Source organism: Flavobacterium glaciei (genome assembly GCF_003350545.1).
Taxonomy (GTDB): Bacteria; Bacteroidota; Bacteroidia; order Flavobacteriales; family Flavobacteriaceae; genus Flavobacterium; species Flavobacterium glaciei.
In genome coordinates this window covers 83,985-101,670 of record NZ_QQBA01000010.1, presented here as the reverse complement: position 1 = coordinate 101,670, position 17,686 = coordinate 83,985, and the positions used below count along the sequence as shown (strand labels likewise).

The 17,686-nt window shown below is 33.8% G+C and carries 12 protein-coding genes; 11 read left to right on the top strand and 1 reads right to left on the bottom strand.

The window, feature by feature from the left end; genetic code table 11:
* Positions 1-72 precede the first annotated feature (72 nt).
* From DFR66_RS10060 to DFR66_RS10050, 3 genes are all read left to right on the top strand, one after another.
* Positions 73-486 (top strand): DUF4293 family protein, encoded by a 414-nt coding sequence (locus DFR66_RS10060; RefSeq protein ID WP_114754714.1) that lies wholly within the window; start codon positions 73-75, stop codon positions 484-486.
* A 158-nt stretch (positions 487-644) separates the two neighbouring features.
* Positions 645-1,307, top strand: coding sequence for a response regulator (locus DFR66_RS10055; RefSeq protein ID WP_114754713.1), 663 nt, complete (start codon positions 645-647; stop codon positions 1,305-1,307).
* Between the two features lie 56 nt (positions 1,308-1,363).
* Positions 1,364-3,091, top strand: coding sequence for a tetratricopeptide repeat-containing sensor histidine kinase (locus DFR66_RS10050; RefSeq protein WP_114754712.1), 1,728 nt, complete (start codon positions 1,364-1,366; stop codon positions 3,089-3,091).
* Here the strand turns inward: DFR66_RS10050 and DFR66_RS10045 are convergent.
* A complete protein-coding gene (locus DFR66_RS10045; RefSeq protein ID WP_114754711.1) occupies positions 3,066-3,563 on the bottom strand; it encodes a metallophosphoesterase family protein in 498 nt (165 codons plus the stop codon). The genes DFR66_RS10050 and DFR66_RS10045 overlap by 26 nt on opposite strands.
* A 244-nt stretch (positions 3,564-3,807) precedes the next feature.
* Between DFR66_RS10045 and truA the strand changes: the two genes are divergently transcribed.
* The 8 genes from truA (at position 3,808) to DFR66_RS10005 (ending at position 17,083) form a co-directional block, all read left to right on the top strand.
* A complete protein-coding gene (gene truA / locus DFR66_RS10040; RefSeq protein WP_114754710.1) occupies positions 3,808-4,542 on the top strand; it encodes a tRNA pseudouridine(38-40) synthase TruA in 735 nt (244 codons plus the stop codon).
* Positions 4,543-4,623: 81 nt separating this feature from the next.
* Positions 4,624-6,378: an ABC transporter ATP-binding protein gene (locus tag DFR66_RS10035; protein WP_114754709.1), complete on the top strand. Its 1,755-nt coding sequence runs from the start codon at positions 4,624-4,626 to the stop codon at positions 6,376-6,378.
* A 20-nt stretch (positions 6,379-6,398) separates the two neighbouring features.
* Complete coding sequence (locus tag DFR66_RS10030; protein ID WP_146841160.1) at positions 6,399-6,974, top strand: hypothetical protein; 576 nt, start codon at positions 6,399-6,401, stop codon at positions 6,972-6,974.
* A 161-nt stretch (positions 6,975-7,135) separates the two neighbouring features.
* On the top strand, positions 7,136-8,524 hold the full coding sequence (gene lpdA / locus DFR66_RS10025) for a dihydrolipoyl dehydrogenase (RefSeq protein WP_114754744.1): 1,389 nt from the start codon (positions 7,136-7,138) through the stop codon (positions 8,522-8,524).
* Positions 8,525-8,750: 226 nt separating this feature from the next.
* Positions 8,751-9,587: a serine O-acetyltransferase gene (locus DFR66_RS10020; RefSeq protein WP_199755509.1), complete on the top strand. Its 837-nt coding sequence runs from the start codon at positions 8,751-8,753 to the stop codon at positions 9,585-9,587.
* Between the two features lie 2 nt (positions 9,588-9,589).
* Positions 9,590-10,507, top strand: a complete 918-nt coding sequence (gene cysK, locus DFR66_RS10015) for a cysteine synthase A (RefSeq protein WP_114754707.1) — start codon at positions 9,590-9,592, stop codon at positions 10,505-10,507.
* Positions 10,508-11,148: 641 nt separating this feature from the next.
* Positions 11,149-11,502: an endo-arabinase gene (locus DFR66_RS10010; protein WP_242008662.1), complete on the top strand. Its 354-nt coding sequence runs from the start codon at positions 11,149-11,151 to the stop codon at positions 11,500-11,502.
* 325 nt (positions 11,503-11,827) lie between these two features.
* Positions 11,828-17,083 (top strand): endonuclease, encoded by a 5,256-nt coding sequence (locus DFR66_RS10005; RefSeq protein WP_114754705.1) that lies wholly within the window; start codon positions 11,828-11,830, stop codon positions 17,081-17,083.
* Positions 17,084-17,686 lie beyond the last annotated feature (603 nt).

Here is a 17,686-nt window from a genome sequence, read left to right as displayed (position 1 = left end):
TACGAATAAAATTTAATCAGACAATAGTATTTATTAAAAAGAAAATATATTTTTGTAAAAGATATTTAACAAATGATACAAAGAATTCAAACTATTTATTTACTACTTGCTTTTGTAACAACAGGCATCTTACTTTTTTTTATTCCGTTGTGGACAATGAGTGATGAAAAAGAGTATTATTTTATGCAAAACCAAGTTTATACCATACTATTGGGATTAAGCACTACGCTGACTTTGTTAAGCATAGTTTCCTATAAAAAAAGACAAAATCAATTTGTTATTGGCAGATTGAATATCATATTAAATTTGATTTTATTAGGATTGTTTGTATATCGTTCACTAAATCTATCTGGAGAAACACCTGCTGTTTCGGAGAAAGGTATTGGGATGTTTCTACCTGTAGTTGCTATCGTGTTATTAGTCTTGGCTAATAAAGCTATCAAAAAGGATGAAGATCTTGTAAAATCTGTGGACAGATTGAGGTAAACCTATAAATTTTAGTTTATTAGTGCGAAGGAAACCCGAATGTAATAGTTCGGGTTTTTTTGTGTCCTGTTTTTATTTTTGAAAATAAAATCGAATAAAAATCTTATAAAATGATATTCTGCTATTTTTTTTATAAATTTGAATATAGTAATCCCAATATGTTACAAAAAATTAGAATCCACCTTGCTGATGACCATCAAATACTTATTGATGGCATTAGTACGTTGTTGCACACCTTACCTGATGTTGAAGTAGTTGGATTCTCTCTCAATGGAGACACAATTTTTCATGAAGTCACCGAAAATAAAGCCGACATTCTTATTTTAGATATAAACATGCCTGAAAAAGATGGAATCGAAGTCATTAAGGAATTTGCAGAAAAAGGATTTCCTTGCAAAATTATTGTATTGTCCAGTTACGATGATTTAAGAATAATAAAGGAAGTCATGAAATTAGGCAGCAGTGGTTATTTAACAAAAAAATGTGCCGGTGAAAATATCGTTGAAGCCATTCAGGCAGTATCTAGAGGTGAAGAATATTTTTGTAAATCAGTAAGAGAAAAAATATTTAATACGGTCACAAAAGACAAAGTAAAATTAATCAAAAATGATTCTGCTATAAACTCTATTTTAACAGATCGTGAATTAGAAATCATAACTTTAATATCCCTGGAGTATAGTGGAAAAGAAATTAGTGACCAACTATTTATCAGCATGAACACCGTTGAAACTCACCGTAAAAATATAATGAAGAAACTAGGTGCAAAAAACTCCATAAGTCTTGTTAAATACGCCCTCAAAAACAAATTAATCAAATCTTGAGGTCTCTATACAAATACGATTTACTTTTAACAAAAAATAGAAAAACTAAAGTATCTATGCCATATAAACAAATAGCTATAGCATTGATATTTTTACTTAATTTCTCTGGAATTACTGTTTTTGCAAATACAAAATCACCCAATAAGGAAGAAGTTACACAACTTGCAAAAGAGGCTAATAAGCAGATGAAAGCTGGTAATTTTGAAAAATCATTAATACAATCAAGACTTGCATTAACATACGCTATAGCCTTAAAAGATGATAATCTAATTGCAACAACTTACAACACAATTGCTGCAAATTTTGATCAATTATCAGAATATGAAAAGGCTTTTTTTTATTACAATAAAGGATTAACCCATGCCAATAAAACGAACAATGATGTTTTAAAAAATTGGATAAATAATAATTTGGGAAACATTTATTGCTTTGACAAAAAACAATATGAAAAAGGAATTTACTACTACAAAAAATCACTGCAATACAGCACAAAAACACATGATTCAGCTGAAATAGTATTTACTAAACTCAATTTAACTTGGGCCTATTTTGACATAGGCCGTTTTGAAGAGGGATTCCCACATTTAAAATACATCAACAAACACCATAAAAAACATGGCGATGAATCAACCATTGTAGCGCTTAATATGTTGAATGGTATGTATCATAGTTATAAAAATGACACCCAAAAGGCATCTTTTTTTTTCCAAAATGCCATTAAATTAGGAACTGAGGGAAATGAAAAGTCAGATTTATCATATTCACATCATGAGTATTCTAAATTTTTATTTAAAAATGGTGATTATGAGAATGCATACATGAATTTGGCAATTTACAATCAACTAACGACTCAATTAAACAATGAAGAAAAGCTTAACAAAGCTAATGTTGCCGGAATAAATCTTGAAATTGATGAGTATAAAAGAGAAATTGATAAAATAGGAAACGATTACAAAACCAAAGAGTACTTACTAATACAAGAGCAATCACGAAACAAAAAAATTGTAATCATAATAATTCTCCTTTTATTATTTTTCTTTTTCCTTTTTTATATTTTTTCAGAAAATTCAAAGCTTAAGCAAAAAAATAAAATCAAAGACATACAAAGTCAATTACAACAGAATACGATCAACGCCTCCATCAACGGACAAGAATTAGAAAGAAAAAAAATTGCTTCATTTTTACATGATAACATCAGTGCTTTGCTATCCTCTGCAGGATTGCATCTCAATGCATTTACCTCTCAAAACAATACTAATGCCGAAGAAATTATAAAAACTAAAACTATTTTAGAAGAAGCACACGATCAAATAAGGGATTTATCTCATGAACTGATGCCAACACTTTTAGCTCGTTTTGGTTTATTTTACGCTTTAGAAGATTTATGTGAAAAAAATTCAAACTCTGTAATTCAATTTAAATATTACATTGTAGTGCCTTCAAAAACACGCTACAACGAAGATTTTGAAATGAAAATGTATTTTATCATCATGGAACTACTAAACAATATTATAAAACATAGTAGTGCCACTCAAGCAAATTTGACTATTCAAGAAAACAATAAGTCACTAAAAATCAATATTGAAGATAACGGCAAAGGCTTTGACACTGATAAGTTTTATATAGTTGAAGGTTTTGGAATCAACCAAATCAAAGCAAGAATAAATAACCTAAAAGGAACAATCGCAATACATTCAAAACTTAATTTAGGAACAATTGTAGCAATTGAAGTGCCTATTACTTATCAAAAAAAAACAACTACACCCGTTTTTCCATCTCAATAATTTCCATATCCTTAATTTTATCCCCTTCAATCACAAAACGCAACATCGTGCGTACCTGATGAAAACCACTTTTCCCGGTAGCACCAGGATTCATGTGCAATAAATTATATTTCTTGTCAAATATCACTTTCAGGATGTGCGAATGACCACAAATAAACAATTTTGGAGGGTTCGATTGAATCTCTGCTTTGATATTAGGATTGTATTTTCCGGGATACCCACCAATATGAGTAATCCAAACATCAACTCCTTCACACATAAAACGATTGTGCAACGGAAATTCCAGTCTGGCTGTGGCATCATCAATATTTCCATACACACAACGCAACGGTTTTAGCTTTTTAATTGCATCGGTCACGGACAAATCACCTATATCGCCCGCATGCCAAACCTCGTCAGCCTGTGCAACATATTTCAAAATCGTATCATCAATATGACTGTGCGTATCAGAAAGCAAGAGTATTTTTTTCATATTTATAGTATCATTACGAAGTACGAAGTAATCTGGAGCAAGTTCCAGCTATCCGTTTCAATCTTTATTGTTTTAAAGGAAAACAATAAAGGATTTCCACTGCTATCTGGGCTAGTATTTTGTGGTAAAAATAAACATTCGGATTCCAAATAAAAAATGAAATCATAACTTAACAAAGTTTGCAGCTGTGCGACTTCGTGGCAAAAAAATTAATAAGTATCTTTGTGGCTTCAAAAAAATTGACTTGAGATATTTCATCAAATTAGCTTACAACGGAACCCATTATCACGGCTGGCAATACCAACCCAATGCCGCTTCTGTTCAGGAAACAATGAACAAAGCGTTTTCGGTAATATTGAATACAACCGTCAATTTGATGGGAGCTGGAAGAACAGATACAGGCGTTCATGCCAAAGAAATGTATGCTCATTTTGATTTTGAAAAACCGTTTGACAGAACAAGTATAGTGCACAAACTCAACTCTTATTTACCCAAAGACATTGTTGTTTATGACATTATTCCGGTACATGATGAAGCGCATACTCGTTTTGATGCTACAAAAAGAACCTACGAATACCACATCAATACGTTCAAAGATGTTTTTTCGCAAGAGCAAAGTTGGTATTTTCATCAAAAACTAGATGTCGATTTAATGAATGAAGCGGCACAGCTACTTTTTAATCACACTGATTTTCAGTGTTTTTCAAAAGTAAATACGGATGTGAATACTTTTGACTGCACGGTTTTTGAAGCCTATTGGAAGCAAGAAAACGGCAACCTAATTTTCACTATTTCGGCCAATCGTTTCTTACGAAATATGGTTCGTGCTATAGTGGGAACATTAGTAAACATAGGATTACACAAGATTACACTGGCAGATTTTACTGCCATCATAGAAAGTAAAAACCGAGATAAAGCAGGTTTTTCGGTTCCGGCGCATGGTTTATATTTAACCAAAATAGAATACGATTACATTTAATTATTATGAATTAAAAATTACGAATTATGCATCTAAGATTCACATCGTAATTAATAGTTCGTAGTTCGTAATTCACAAAATATGAAAGCAAAAGCATTTGATACTAGACTATTCAAGCGAATATTAAAATTCACAAAACCCTATCAATGGCGTTTTAATGGCGTGATTATTTTTGCCATTTCACTATCCATTTTTGCGGCATTACGTCCGTATTTATTGAAGCAAACCGTTGATGGTTACATTGCAACGCAGGACCAACAAGGATTATTAATGTATGTCATCCTGATGGGAATTGTGCTTTTACTGGAAGTATTCTCGCAGTTTTACTTTGTGTATTGGGCAAACTGGCTGGGACAGGATATTGTAAAAGATATTCGAACAAAACTGTTTCAACACATTCTAAGTTTCCGAATGAAATATTTTGATCACGTTCCGGTGGGCCAACTTGTAACACGTTCGGTTTCTGATATTGAATCCATTGCCCGAATTTTTAGTCAGGGCTTATTTATGATAATCAGTGACTTGATGAAAATGGTTGTGGTACTTGCTTTTATGTTTTACATGAACTGGAAACTAACTTGGATTGTGATTGTGGCAATGCCAATTCTGGTTTTCTTTACCCGAATTTTCCAAAAGAAAATGCAAGTCGCATTTGAGGAAGTGCGAACTCAAATTGCCAATATGAATTCTTTTGTGCAGGAACGAGTAACAGGAATGAAGATTGTCCAACTTTTTAACCGCGAAAAAATTGAGTACGAAAAATTCAAAAGCATCAATGACAAACATAAAAAAGCGTGGATAAAAACCATTCTTTACAACTCCATCTTCTTCCCTATTGCTGATATTATTTCCTCATTGACTTTAGGATTTATCGTTTTGTATGGTGGAATCAAAATATTAAACGGAGATAATTTTACCACTTTTGGTGATTTATTTTCATACACGATGTTTATAGGAATGTTGTTCAATCCGTTGCGTCAAATTGCGGATAAATTCAACGAGATGCAACTGGGAATGATTGCAGCCAATCGTGTTTTTGACATTTTAGATACCGAAGACCAAATTCAGGATACCGGAATTATCGAAGCACCCATTTTCAAGGGAGATATCAAGTTCAAAAAAGTTCGTTTTGGTTATATCCCAGATGAAGAAGTGATAAAAGGAATCGATTTAGAAGTTAGTGCCGGTCAAACAATTGCAATTGTTGGCTCTACAGGTGCTGGAAAATCTACGATTATTAACTTGTTGAATCGTTTTTACGAAATCAATAGCGGTTCGATTTACATCGACAATCACAACATTGAGAATTACACATTGAGTTCGTTACGAAAACAAATTGCAGTTGTATTACAAGATGTTTTCCTTTTTGCCGATACAATTTTCAACAACATCACCTTAAATAATGCTGAAATTAATCGGGAACAAGTTTTGGCTGCAGCCAAAAAAATTGGCGTACACGAATTTATTATGAGTTTACCCGATAATTATGATTTTGATGTTAAGGAACGCGGCGTTATGCTTTCCTCTGGTCAACGGCAATTGATTGCTTTCTTAAGAGCGTATGTTAGTAATCCCAGTATTTTGATTCTGGACGAAGCCACCTCATCGATTGATACGTATTCTGAAGAATTGATTCAACGTGCTACCGAAACAATTACTAAAGGTAGAACCTCTATTGTTATTGCACACCGATTAGCAACGATTGTCAATGCTGATAAAATTGTGGTTATGGACAAAGGACTAATTGTTGAGCAAGGAACACATCAGGAATTAATCAACCGCGAAAGTGGATATTACAAGAATTTGTATGATTCCCAGTTTTCGGTAGCGAATTAATAGCAAAATTCTCAAATGATATGATGCAAAGCATAAAACGATTGGATAAACTAATAAAAAATATTTGTTTTTGCCTTCTAATTTTTCTTTCTCATTCTTGTATCCCGTTGCGCGTAGCCCCAATAATTGAGGGTGACAAAATTGTACAAGCTAAAAAATTTAAAAAAGATCTTCCAAAATGCTATGGTTTTGTATTTGAAGACAAAAAAAAGGCTGATGAATTTTATAATTTCATCAATACCAAATACAATTTAAAACACAGCAATGTAGATTCAAATGTTCCTATTGTTATTGACAACAAGACTTTTTATATGTCTTTTTTTGAAAGAGAAAGAGTCACTAAAACGTTGAATTTAATTCCAATTGCTGTTGACGCCAGTTTACAAAACAAGGGAAATGATCCAATCTTTGAGGACAATTATACTTCTAGAGACGGATTTTGGTATATAATCATTTCAGTTCGTGATGCTGAAATCAAGGACTGTCTTGACCCAAGTAATCCCGAACAAGCAATTGTAATCAAACATTTAAAAAAGCTTAAGGACGAGTATTTCATGACCACAAATTATGTAGAAGCCTATTTAAAAATGAAATGATTTAGTTGTTGCAATCAACAATACTAATAAACTTATAAAACGGTTAATTTTTTTTAAAATAAATCCTTAATTTTGCTAACCGAAGAATGTATTTAAGAACTCGTGTAAGTGAGTCTTTAGCTACTGCCTTTTTATCAATAAAAAAACAAAAAAACTTTACAATGAAATACGATATTATAGTTTTAGGAAGTGGTCCTGGAGGTTACGTTACAGCTATTAGAGCTTCGCAACTAGGTTTTAAAGTAGCCGTAATAGAAAAAGAAAACTTAGGTGGTGTATGTTTGAACTGGGGATGTATCCCAACAAAAGCATTACTTAAATCGGCTCAAGTTTTTGATTATTTAAAACATGCTTCGGATTACGGATTAACTGTTTCTTCATTTGATAAAGATTTCCCTGCTGTGGTACAACGCAGTCGCTCAGTAGCTGAAGGAATGAGCAAAGGAGTTCAATTTTTAATGAAAAAAAATAAAATTGATGTGATTGATGGTTTTGGAAAACTAAAACCAGGAAAAAAAGTTGATGTTACTGACAAGGACAATAAAGTTACAGAATACAGCGCAGATCACATTATTATTGCTACTGGAGCTCGCTCTCGTGAGTTACCAAACTTACCACAAGATGGCGTAAAAGTAATTGGGTACAGACAAGCGATGACTTTGCCAACACAACCTAAATCAATCATTATTGTAGGTTCTGGAGCAATTGGGGTTGAGTTTGCTCATTTTTATAACGCAATGGGTACAGATGTAACAATTGTAGAATTTATGCCAAACATAGTTCCTGTGGAAGACGAAGACATTTCTAAACAAATGGAGCGTTCTATGAAAAAAGCAGGTGTAAAAATCATGACCAACTCTTCTGTGGAACGTATTGATACAACTGGCGCAGGCGTTAAAGCTTTTGTAAAAACGGCAAAAGGAGAAGAAGTTCTTGAAGCTGATATTTTGCTATCTGCAGTTGGAATTAAAACCAATATTGAAAACATAGGATTAGAAGAAGTAGGAATTGCTACTGATAGAGATAAAATTTTAGTTAATGCGTACAATGCAACTAACATTCCTGGTTACTACGCCATTGGTGATGTTACTCCAGGACAAGCATTGGCACACGTTGCTTCTGCTGAAGGAATTAACTGTGTAGAAAAAATTGCGGGTCTGCATGTAGAACCAATTGATTACGGAAACGTTCCAGGTTGTACGTATGCAACTCCAGAAATTGCATCGGTAGGTTTAACTGAAAAACAAGCTAAAGAAAAAGGATACGAATTAAAAATTGGTAAATTCCCATTCTCAGCTTCAGGAAAAGCAAAAGCAGCAGGAACCCCTGATGGATTTGTAAAAGTAATATTTGATGCTAAATACGGAGAATGGTTAGGATGTCACATGATTGGAGCCGGAGTTACGGATATGATTGCTGAGGCAGTTGTGGCACGTAAACTGGAAACTACAGGGCATGAAATCTTAAAATCTATTCATCCACACCCAACGATGAGTGAAGCCGTTATGGAAGCGGTTGCAGATGCTTACGGAGAAGTGATTCACTTGTAGATTTCAAGAATTTAGACTAAAGATTTTAAGTTAGATATGAATCCGATTTGTGAAAGCAAATCGGATTTTTTTATGGACAAAATTCCAACACAAAGCATCCATTTTGTGGGGATTTAACATATTAACATTTATTTACAAAGCAAGGTTATGAAACTATTCAATTCTAATCTATATTTGTATTTAGGGCGATTTTACTCGTTCAATTTTTGATTTTATTCCATTATATATGAATACTGAAACCAACCGTTTTTCAAATACACTACATGAAAACCAAAATAAAAATTGGGTAAGAGCTATCGATTCTTCAAAAATCATCAATTGGATTGATGATTTATTTAAAATATTATTTCCGGAGAAAGCTTTGGAAACCATACAAATCGAATTGCTTTTGGACCAAAACAAAGCTAACTTTATAGCAATCCTTTCGGAAATTGTAAAAGACAAAACAGCTAATGAAATTTTAGATGATGCCGAAGCTTTTTACACTGGGCTCCCAGAATTGTACAACTCGATGCAAAAAGATGCACAAGCCATTCTAGATACCGATCCTGCAGCTGATTGCATTCAAGAAATCATCAACTCATATCCCGGTTTTTTTGCTATAGAAGTGTATCGGGTAGCCAATGCAATTGCTTCAAGAACTACGTGTCTTTTGCCACGAATTCTTACCGAATATGCCCATAGCAAAACCGGAATCGACATTCACCCGAGTGCCACCATAGACGTTCCTTTTATGATTGATCATGGAACCGGAATTGTAATTGGAGAGACCACAATCATTGGGAAATATGTCAGTATTTATCAAGGAGTGACTTTAGGAGCACTACAGGTTGAGAAAAGCATGCAGGAAAAAAAACGTCATCCTACTGTAGAAGATCATGTAATTATTTATGCTAATGCTACCATTTTAGGCGGAAGCACCATCATAGGAAACCATAGTATTGTAGGCGGAAACACGTTTATCACAAAGAGTGTGAATCCCTATTCGTTTGTCATGCAATCCAATAAAAATACGGTTTTGAACCAACAGGAAATAAAAGATATTAATTTCTTCTCTATTTAATTATGACAAAATACAACAATATACTCGAAACAATAGGCAACACGCCACATGTCAAAATCAATCGTTTGTTTGGTAACAATCGTAACATTTACATCAAACTAGAACGCGCTAATCCCGGAGCCAGCATCAAGGACAGAATCGCACTTGCGATGATTGAAGATGCAGAAACCAAAGGATTATTGAAAGCAGGAGGCACCATAATTGAGGCTACATCTGGAAATACCGGAATTGGACTCGCAATGGTGGCTGCCGTAAAAGGCTATCAATTAATACTGGTGATGCCAGAATCCATGTCAATAGAAAGACGCCGACTCATGAGTCTTTATGGTGCCGAGTTTGTGCTTACGCCAAGAGAAAAAGGAATGAAAGGCGCACTAGAAAAAGCCAAAGAATTAGTCTCCGAAATGCAAAATGCTTGGTCACCGCTACAATTTGAAAATCCTGCTAATATTGAAATTCATAAAACTACCACCGCAAAAGAAATTATAAAAGCATTTCCTGACGGTCTGGATTATTTGATAACAGGTGTAGGAACCGGTGGTCACATAACGGGTTGCGCCGAAATATTGAAACAACATTTTCCCAACCTGAAAGTTTACGCAGTAGAACCGGAAGCTTCGCCCGTAATCAGCGGAGGCGCACCTGCTCCCCACCCTATTCAAGGAATTGGTGCAGGATTTATCCCCGCTAACCTGCATACTGATTTACTGGATGGAACCATTCAAGTAAGTAAAGACGAGGCTTTCATATATGCCCAAAGAGCTGCCAAAGAAGAAGGCATGTTCGTAGGAATATCATCGGGAGCATCTCTTGCAGCTGTGGCCAAAAAACTACCTGAAATTGCGCAAGACGCCACAATACTCACCTTTTGTTACGACACAGGAGAACATTATTTGAGCATTGAAGGCTTATTTGTATAAAAGAAAATAATTTTTACTACGAACCGATTTGTGAAAACAAGTCGGTTTTTTTGTGTTATTTTTTGGGTGTACCCTTATTGTAGTGCTATTTCATACATTACTTGTTATAGTTTGGCAAAAAAGTCAGGCTATCTCTACAAATGAAATTCACTAAACTCCACAAAAAAAAATATATTGTAAAATAATCTTTTGTTGCACGTTCAGGTTATTTCTATTGTGTTTACACTCAAAATTTTAAAAAAATAGCTGAAATCTCTAATAAGCTAATAGCAATACCTTTATTGACTTTAATACTATTCTAAAATCCACAAAAAAACATTTGGAACTATTTCGTATAATTTATTTGCAAGAAAGGATGCTCCAATGAGAACTAGGCTTGACTGAGAAACCTTTATTAAATCTAACAATTAAAAGAACATATTACACAGCTACACTAAACTATAATCAACTGATTGGTTGTTTGTTTCTATCTTTCAAAACAATATATTTACTTAAATTAGCCTTAAAACTAAAAAGACAATTATTCAATTCTAAAAACAACAACAAAATGAAGTGGACATCATCTTTTTTTTCTTATCCTATTGATCACCACGGCAAGTTACTGTCAGAATATTGATGAAACTGAAGTTATAAAAAAATTATTGGAAAAAGAGTCTGCAACATGGAGAGCAGCCGATAGTAAAGGTCATTCAGAATGCTGGTACATACAACCCTATAGCCGAATATTAATTTCCACCCCCGAAGGAGTTACGATGGATATTCCTCCTACAGTTATGATTAACACAAATCCTAATGCTATGGGTAATGGTGGTTTTTCCGTAAATACAAACTATAAAATGAGTATTAATGGGAATAGTGCATGGGTAAGCCATGACGAAGAATCAACCGCTAAGGATGGTAAAAAAACTTTCTCTCATGAAATTCGATTATTAGAAAAAATTGAAGGACAATGGAAATTAGTAGGGCAATCCATCCACATTTATAATCCAAAATAATTTATAAATATTCAACTTCAATAGGTTGTCTAGTCTACAAACAAAACAATTTCTGATTTGGAAGACAATAAAAACATTTAATTTTTACCAAAAAAAGAAAATTGTTTATAAATTTTCTTGTTTAAAAATTATGTAATAAGACAACATATCAAATATAAAAATAGACTTTAAATCAACAAATCACTAATTATTAATCAATTCTATTAAATAAACGTTTGTAAATCAATAAAAAATGTTAATAATTTTAACAATTTGTTAATAGTATTCAGTAGATATAAAAACTATTATTTATAGTTTTACAGTCCAACAAATTACAAAAACAATTATGAAGCAATTTTACTTAAAGACACAGTTCTTACTTGCAACTGTATGTATTTTTTTAAGTTTTATTTCCAATGCTCAAGTTCCCACTTATTATAATGGAACTAACATTAGCCAAACAGGAAATGCCTTAAAAACAAGTCTGTCAAATTTAATCATTTCAACCCACTCTACTTATTTGACTTACACTCCTGGAGTTTGGGATGCACTGAAACAAACCGATTTAGACCCTAACGACCCCACAAAAGTTTTACTAATTTATGGTTATAATGACAGCGACGCTGATTTAATAAATGACCGAACCCGCTCCAAAGATAAAAATGGTGGTAATCAAGGGGACTGGAATAGAGAACATGTATTTCCTAGATCATTAGGAAATCCTAATTTAGGAAGTGAAGGTCCAGGAAGTGATGCACATCATTTAAGAGCCTCTGATGTAAATTTTAATGCAACTAGAAACAATTATCCATTTGGTACTGGATCTGGAAATGCAAAATTAGTCAACAATATATTTTATCCCGGCGATGAATGGAAAGGTGATGTTGCCCGTATGATTATGTATATGTATTTGCATTATGGTTCACAATGTCTTCCTAGTGTAGTAACTGTAAGCTCGCAGAACTATAGCACTGATATGACCGATATTCTATTAGAATGGAATGCCGAAGATCCTGTTTCCCAAGTAGAAATTAATAGAAATACAATTTTAGAGGGAGTGCAAGGAAATAGAAACCCTTTCATTGATAATCCTGCTTTTGCAACAACAATTTGGGGTGGACCACAAGCTCAAAATAGATTTGATGGTAGTATTCAATTGGACACAGAAATTCCATCTGTGCCTACTAGCTTAGTTGCCACAAATACAACTGCATCTGGAACTACACTTACATGGGTTCAGTCTACTGATAATGTGGGCGTTTTAGGATACCGAATTTATAACGGATCTGTTCTGATTGCATCTACTGCAAGCGCTAATTATGTTTTATCAGGACTTACAGCAAATACAAATTATACATTATCTATAAAAGCATTTGATGCGGCTGGAAACATTTCAAACGCTAGTAATAACGTAGCTGTAAAAACTCTAGCAGTTACACCACCACCAACTCCAACCACTTCTGTTGTTTTTATAAACGAAATTCATTATGATAACGCTGGTACTGATGTAGGAGAAGGTGTTGAAATTGCTGGAACAGCTGGAACTGATTTAACGGGTTGGAGCATTATTCCTTACAACGGAAATGGCGGTGCATCATATACTCCTGCAGGAAGTTTATCTGGTATAATTCCGAATCAGTCTAATGGATTTGGAACTGTTTTCGTATCTATAAATGGATTACAAAATGGAGCACCTGATGGCCTTGCATTAGTAAACAACTTAGGAAATGTTATTCAATTTTTAAGCTACGAAGGAACTTTTGCTGCTACTAATGGACCCGCTAACGGAATGACAAGTACGAATATTGGCGTTTTTGAAATTGGAACCGAACCAATAGGCTTATCATTACAGTTGAAAGGAACTGGGAATCAATATAGTGATTTTACATGGCAAGCATCAGTTGCTAGCACGTATGGAAATATCAATATAGGTCAATCTTTCGCAATGATTGCAGAGCCTCTAACAGCTCCAACAAATTTAGTTGCAACTAATATTACTGCTACTACTGCAACATTATCTTGGACAGCAGGTACATCTAACGCTTCTTATGAAGTTTATAACGGAGGTACATTATTAGCGGCTACAACTGCTACTAATTTCACCCTTAACGGTTTAACCCCAAACACTACTTATACATTAACAGTGAATGCGTTAGACGCCAATGACAACGCTTCAATAGCTAGTAATGTGGTTACCATTACTACTCTAAATAACCCTTTACCTTCTCCAGCTGGAACTGTTTTTATCAATGAAATTCATTATGATAATGCAGGGACAGATATTGAAGAGGGAGTTGAAGTTGCTGGGCTTGCTGGAACGGACTTAACAGGATGGAAAATCATCCCTTACAATGGATCAGGAGGAGCGAGCTATACTCCAATAGGAAATTTGTCTGGTACAATTCCAAATCAATTAAACGGATATGGAACAGTATCAGTTGCTATACCAGGACTACAAAATGGTTCTCCCGACGGAATTGCTTTAGTAGATGCAACGGGAAAAGTCATTCAATTTCTAAGTTACGAAGGTGTTTTTAAAGCGACCAATGGCCCTGCGATAGGAATGACAAGCATTGATATTGGTATAGCAGAAGCAAGTACTGCAACTGTTGGAAATTCACTTCAGCTTATTGGTAAAGGAACTAAATATACTGATTTTACATGGGTAGCAGCACCAAGTACTTTTGGAAAACCTAACAAGGGAGAAAAATTTGGTGAATTAGTTTTTATCAATGAAATCCATTATGACAATGCGGGAACTGATATTGGTGAAGCAGTAGAAATTGCTGGTTACTCAGGAACTGATTTAACAGGGTGGAGTATCATTCCTTACAATGGATCAGGAGGAGTTAGCTATACTCCAATAGGAAATTTATCCGGAAGTATTCCAGACCAATTAAATGGTTATGGTACTGTATCAGTAAACATTCCTGGATTACAAAATGGTTCTCCTGACGGAGTTGCATTAGTAGATGCTTCTGGAAAAGTTATTCAATTTTTAAGCTACGAAGGTACTTTTACTGCTACTAATGGTCCTGCTGCAGGAATAAAAAGTACAGATATAGGTATTGCTGAAGCAAGTACTGCGACAATAGGAACTTCATTACAATTAACTGGAGTAGGATTTACTTATGCTGATTTTACTTGGCAAGCGGCAAATAATACTTTTGGAGCTATAAATAAAGGGCAGTTTTTTGGTGATGCTTCTGATATTATTGTGGTAATTCCAATTGCGGAAGCTAGGGCAAAAACAGATGGTGAAATAGTAACAGTATCCGGAGTCTTAACTGTTTCTGACCAATTTTCAGGATCAGCTTACCTTCAAGATGCTACAGGAGCGATAGCTATTTTTGATAAATCGGTTCATGGAACTGGACTTTTTAAAATAGGAGATTCTATTACGGTTACAGGAACGAGAAGCTCTTTCAGCGAGCAAATACAAATAAGCCCTGTAAGTGCGGTTACCAATAATGGATTACCTAATCAACCTATTGTTCCTCTTACTATCACTTTGAGTGAAATGGCAAACCACCCTGCTGAATTAGTTCGCATTGAAAACACAACTTTCCCTAAGCCTGGTGCCATGATGTTTGGTAATTCAAACACAAATATAACAGATGCTAGTGGAACAGCTCAATTGAGAATCGATGCAGATGTAAATGATCTTACAGGTTTTGCACAACCAGAAAATTGTTCAGAAATAGTAGGTGTTGTAGGAAATTATTTTGCAACTCAACAACTATTACCTCGAATGAGAACCGACTTACCATGTGCAAATAAATATGAACAAACTGGTAATGATTTAGCAATTTCAAAAGAAAAAACTTTGGATATTGCTACTTGGAATATCGCTTGGTTTGGTGATGAAACCAATTCGCCTGCGGCAGGAAAAACCAACTCTGATGCCATACAAAAAACGGCTGTTAAAAATGTTTTACAACAATTAGATGCTGATATTTATGCTGTAGAAGAAATCTCTGACGATGTTTTGTTTGCTCAAATGGTTAGCGAAATGAATGATTATAGCTATGTTTTATCAGAGGCTACGTCTTATCCTAATGATTTTAGAAGTCCAAAACAAAAAGTTGGATTTATCTATAAAAATAAAACAGTAACACCGCTGAATACCAAAGTCCTATTAAAAACTATTCATCCAATTTATAATGGTGGTGATGTTTCATCGCTTACAAATTATCCTGATGCAGATAAATCTAGGTTCTTTGCTAGTGGTAGATTGCCATTTATGATGACTGCAAATGTTACTATTGAAGGTAATCAAAAACAAATCAATATAGTTAATCTTCATGCTAGAGCAAATACCAGTGGTGATGCACAAGGCAAATATGACATGCGTAAATTTGATGTAGAAGTTCTAAGAGACACATTGAATGCACAATATCCAGATGCAAACTTAATATTACTAGGAGATTATAATGATGATGTAGATTATACAGTGTCTAATGTTACAACTACAGCTTCTACATATGAAGCCTATGTGAATGACAGTTCTAATTTTAATGTACTTACTAAAACATTGAGTGAAGCTGGTTTTAGATCGTATGTTACTTACGAAAACATGATTGATCACATAACAGTTTCTAATGAACTTGCTCATTTATACATCAATGAATCCGCCAGAGTACATTATGAATTTTACGATAGTGATTATCCTAAAACAGCATCGGACCACTTTCCAGTTTCTGTAAGATTGCAATTAAAAGAATTTACTCTTGACGCTAGCAGTTTCACAAATATTACTTGCAACGGCGAAGCTAATGGTACTGCTACTGTTTCTGTGTCTGGCGGAATTACACCATACACTTATACTTGGAGTACTGATGAAACAACAAATACAAACTCCATATCTAATCTTAATCCAGGAACTTATACTGTAATTGTTAAGGATGTTTTAAACAATAAATTGACTGCTAATTTCACTATAACTGAGCCTTCAATGATTGTTATTCCATCCACAAATGAGGTAACTGTTTATAATGGATATACTAATGCATCGTGCACAACACTTTCGGCCGGTACAGTTACAGGAGGAGTATTACCTTATACATACCTATGGAGCACTGGAGAAACGACAAGTAGTATTGCAGTTTGTCCTACAGCAACTAGCACCTACACCCTAATTGTGAAAGACGCTAATGGATGTATATCTGCTACAGAAAAAATTGTCAATGTTATTGATGTACGTTGCGGAAATAATTCAAAAAATCCAAAAGTAGAAATATGTCACAACGGAAAAACAATTTGTGTAGACGAGAATGCAGTTGCAAGCCATTTAGCCCATGGAGATCGTTTAGGTGGTTGTGCATCACTAAATAATGATTCCATATCAATAACTGATGTAAATGTATTTCCAAATCCATTCGTGGATAATGTAGATGTAAGCATTAACATTTCTGAAAATGCGAAGGTTGACTTTTTACTTTATAACTTCAACGGACAGTTACAAAAACATAGCAGTCAAAAAGTTAAAGCTGGAAAATCTACAACAAAATTAACGTTATCAGAATTGAGTAAAGGATACTATTTCTTGAAAATCGCTATAAATGGTAAAGTCAAAGACATCAAATACTTGATTAAACAATAATTTTATATTTAGAGATTAAAAAATTTTCTTTATTAACTAAAGCCATCAAAAGTAATTTTGATGGTTTTTTTTTTGATTGGCACCAAGTATCATTTCTATTTTAATTCTACTTCAACTTTCAGAAAAAGATACCATTTGTAATCTAAAAATTCAAAATAAAGAGATACATACGAGATTAGTAATTACTTTAATTTAAGAAATGAACATGATTTTACATTAGTAACAATTCCTTAAAACTTAACACATAGCTTCACAGAATAGCCTTCCTATAAGTCATGATAAAACAAAAATGTCAGCTCTTGCAAATGTGCAAAATTTCACATCTGAATAATGGTAGTTATTCCTGAAATACTGAGGAAGTTTCATTATTCATACCGAAAGAGGTTTTCAATTTACTAACAAAAAACGGAGAAACATTAACACGAACAATACATATTAGCTACATCAGAATAATAAGCCATACTGCTTTAAAACAAGTATCTATTTAAAAGTTAATTAGACACAAAAAATGAAGCTTAATATAATGCGTAGTTTTATTTGTAACCAAAGATTCATTTTATCCTTATTCGAAAATATTATAAAGGTTTGTTTCTTCAAACTAAA

Bases quoted from the DNA above. Each gene is read 5' to 3' on its own strand.
- DFR66_RS10060 (WP_114754714.1), top strand. From the start codon at position 73: ATGATACAAAGAATTCAAACTATTTATTTACTACTTGCTTTTGTAACA.
- DFR66_RS10055 (WP_114754713.1), top strand. From the start codon at position 645: ATGTTACAAAAAATTAGAATCCACCTTGCTGATGACCATCAAATACTT.
- DFR66_RS10050 (WP_114754712.1), top strand. From the start codon at position 1,364: ATGCCATATAAACAAATAGCTATAGCATTGATATTTTTACTTAATTTC.
- DFR66_RS10045 (WP_114754711.1), bottom strand. From the start codon at position 3,563: ATGAAAAAAATACTCTTGCTTTCTGATACGCACAGTCATATTGATGAT.
- DFR66_RS10035 (WP_114754709.1), top strand. From the start codon at position 4,624: ATGAAAGCAAAAGCATTTGATACTAGACTATTCAAGCGAATATTAAAA.
- DFR66_RS10030 (WP_146841160.1), top strand. From the start codon at position 6,399: ATGATGCAAAGCATAAAACGATTGGATAAACTAATAAAAAATATTTGT.
- lpdA (WP_114754744.1), top strand. From the start codon at position 7,136: ATGAAATACGATATTATAGTTTTAGGAAGTGGTCCTGGAGGTTACGTT.
- DFR66_RS10020 (WP_199755509.1), top strand. From the start codon at position 8,751: ATGAATACTGAAACCAACCGTTTTTCAAATACACTACATGAAAACCAA.
- cysK (WP_114754707.1), top strand. From the start codon at position 9,590: ATGACAAAATACAACAATATACTCGAAACAATAGGCAACACGCCACAT.
- DFR66_RS10005 (WP_114754705.1), top strand. From the start codon at position 11,828: ATGAAGCAATTTTACTTAAAGACACAGTTCTTACTTGCAACTGTATGT.